Annotated in this window: 1 protein-coding gene; it reads right to left on the bottom strand. The window is 48.5% G+C overall.

The genetic code is table 11. The features are described 5' to 3' along the window. On the bottom strand, positions 1–3,276 hold a 3,276-nt coding region (locus IJG50_03980), incomplete at its 3' end, for a ParB N-terminal domain-containing protein (protein ID MBQ3379008.1). Positions 3,277–3,447 lie beyond the last annotated feature (171 nt).

Below are 3,447 nucleotides of genomic sequence, written 5' to 3'. Positions count from 1 at the left end.
CTCGGCAAGCGGCTTCAGCCTTTCGTAAAGCTGCTCCTTGTCGTAATCTGTGATATCGTAATCTTTGATTATCCCTCGCGCGATCTTTCGTATATCGCTCTCTTTAAGGCGAATCCCCTTCGTCCGTTTGAACTGCTCTTTAAGGCGCGCATTCTCTCGGGCAAGGCGTTCAAGCTCGCGTATGCGGCTGTCCTGCCCCTTGCGGGAGAGGGTGGATGTGTTCTCCCCAACAACATCTGAAAAAGGTGCTCCGGCTATATTGACATTCTTTCCCACATAAGATATACTGCCCATAGAACCGCTCCGTTGCAGTTCGATAGGCATTTGGAAGCCTATTGTCCTAAGCAACGGAATGGTTCTTTTTTTGTCGGCGTGAAGAATTTCGCTGTTTCGTATAAAGCTTACGGGGTCGTTTGTTTTTGTATAAGCGCTGACTACCTTTTGCATATCGTCTATAACAAAACCTTTTTCAACCGGGCGCAAATCCAAAACTGTCATTATAGGTTCGCCGTTTTGCGCTTTTATCGCTCCATACATTATCATGCGGGTATTCTGTCGGTTTCCCCGGCCCACGTTTCTACTTTTTAAAATCAGGACGGGATCATCCAGAACCTCCGGAATACGATTGATCTCCCTTAAAGTCATTTCCGAATGTTCCCGAAGGATTTGGATTATCTTTTTGCTCCTAATAAAGATGTCGTTTTCAATAGCCCCTAATCCCTGCAACACATCTCCCGTGCTTCCAAGGATAAATGTTTCGTCGTCCGGTCGTCCCTCTCTATTCCATGCCTCTATTTCTGCTGCAAAACCGCGATTCCTCGCGGACTGATCTTGTTCAATCTTTCCCCGCTTCCGGCTAAACTGTGCGCCCTCGACGCTGTTCACGGCGGCAAGGCGGCTTTCGTCGTCTCCCGCCTCATACTCTATCGTCCGCATTCCCGCGTCTTCCATGCGCGCCTTTAAATCTGCGTCAATGTTTGACGGCACGACTGCCGTAAGCACCTCGTCAAAGTTTACAACACGTTCCGGCTTCGCCTCGAATATGTTCACGGGCATTTCGGATATGTCAAATAAAAGCGCCTTTACATCCTGTGCGATATCGGTCGTTATCGGGTAGCGGTACTTCTCAAAAGTCTTGCGTATATCTGTAAGCGTATACTTTCCGCTGTCCGCCATCTCAGCCATGATCTCGCCGATAGAGCCGAATTCGATAAAATAGTTGTCAGTCTTCCCGTGCGCCTTTGAGTTATATATGTCCCGCATAATACCGGAAAGTCTCTCTGCTAGCGCGTCGTTTATCTGCTCGGCTTCTTCCTCGGTAAGGCGCTGTAAGCGTCCTTCCAGCTCGTGCATATGCTCCACGCTCTTAAAGCGCGTCGCCATTTCCGCGCGCAGCGTCTTTACACCGTTAAAGCCTGATGTGTTTTTCGTCTTGCCGCCGTTTTCGGCGCGCATCGCCTTAACGATATTGTCAAGCGTTATGGGATAATGCGTAACGGAGAAGCTGCGCCGGTTGCCGCTCGGAGTATAACGTTCCTTTTGATTATATATGCCGCTGCTTTTCTCAATGCCGCCGAACGTATCTTTAAGCCACTTTTCGTATGCCTTTTTGTCCGTAGCTTCTCTTATGCGTTCGCGCGTCGCTTCATAGTCGGTTTCCGTCTTTGTGGTTCTTTTGTCGGTCGAGAGAAAATCATAAAGTTTTTTTGCCAAAACAAACCGCGTAGTAGGGGTGTCTTGAACCTTTTTCATGCCCTGCTTTTCGCGGTACATATTTTCCATGAGCAATAAAGCTTCTGCATATGTGTCAAGCCATGCCTTTATGTGTTCCACAATGGTATTTGCACCCAATGTGTCTAAAAGCTTATGCGTTGCTTCTTCGCCCAAATCGTTTGCTATACGACCAAAATGTGCCCCGTCCTCTCCTTCGAGGCTTCTTATCGCCGTTTCCTTGGTTACAGGCTCTATCACTTTGCCCTGTGTATCCGCAAGAAACACCTTCATCATATCGGTATCGTCTTTGTGCCGCTCGATAGCCGCCGCTTCGCCGCCCACACGGTTAAGGTGGTCGTCGGCATAGTTGCCCCACGGATAAAGTGCATCCACAGTGTCACGCCCGAACCTCTTTTCAAGGTCGTAATACTTGCGCCTAAGCTCTGTCGCCTTATCCTCGTCGGCCTCATATTCCACCTGTGGGAACGTCGGCGTCCATGCGTCGGCGGAGTATACTGTATTGCGTTTGTTTGCCTTCGGGTCTATCGTCTCTCGGCGCATTACAAGCGATATCTCGCCGAAATTCGTATGCGGTATGCTCTTTTTCGTCACAGCGATAGACGGCATGGGGAACCCGCCGAGGTCAAGAGCTTTCTCTAATTTGTCGGAATATATATTGTGCAGCGCGACAAGATTTTTTGTATATTCGGGGCTGCGCTTCATAGAGAACTGTCCCTGTCCGCCCTTCCGCGAGAACTGCGGTTCGTTTGCATAGTTTAAGTCGTTCTCCTGCGCGAGAAGGTCATAAGCGCGCTGTGGGATAATGCCGTCCTCTGCCAACTCTTTCGCTATTCTTTCTCGCTCATCGTCGCCCACGTCAATTAACCTTGCCGTATCCTCGGTGTTGTCCAAAACGATTGCAGGCACCTCTATGCCTGCCTCCTTCGCCGCCGCTATGCGGTGCGAACCCGTGAGAGCAATGTGCCCCTCGTTCCCGTTATCAATAACGACCAAAGGTCGACCGTTCCAACCGCTTTTCTTAAACGCCGAAAGCAACTTCTCATACTTTGTTTTGTCGGTAACTCCGTTTACTGGTCGGATGAATGCCGGGTCAATGGTTTCCTCGAGCTCCTCTTGTGCCGTAGTGCCCTTCCGCGAGAACTGCCCGTTGACTTTTTCGCCACGCTGTGATACTTTATCTGTAGAGAGGGATACAGTGCTTCTGCGGACTTCCGGTGACGGATTCTCGGCTATCGCTGTATCCGTCTCTTTTTCTTTAATGGAAGTCGGTGTCATATCGATAATATCGTAAAGAAGCATTTGCCCGTTCTTTTTTGCGCCCACGAGTACATCGGCTGAATAGTCGTTGTTTCCAACGCTGATTAAGATTTTTCCTCTTGCAAAGTCAGAGATATCATCTTTTCGCTCATGCTTTAAAGCCTCATTGACCCAATCGGTGGCCGCTCTTAATATTTCATCCGCGTTATTCGTTGCTCTTAATTTGTCCTTTCTTATCTGAGGATCATTCTTTAAAAGCCAGCGCGTATATTTTGAAAAGGTCAACTCTCTCCTGCTGGCACTGTCAATCTTTATCTTATTTCTCGCTATTGTTATGTCGTTTTTAAACTTTTCCCGCAAGTTATTTTTTACGGTTGAAACCCATTCGCTACGGGGAACTCCCTTCAAAATATCTTCTTCTACGATAACGAAAGGAACATTGTCCTGTGTTCTGCT

This window comes from Clostridia bacterium, from assembly GCA_017405765.1.
Taxonomy (GTDB): Bacteria; Bacillota; Clostridia; order Oscillospirales; family RGIG577; genus RGIG577.
Note: the sequence above shows the minus strand (reverse complement) of the source record. Positions and strands in the feature narration are given on the sequence as shown.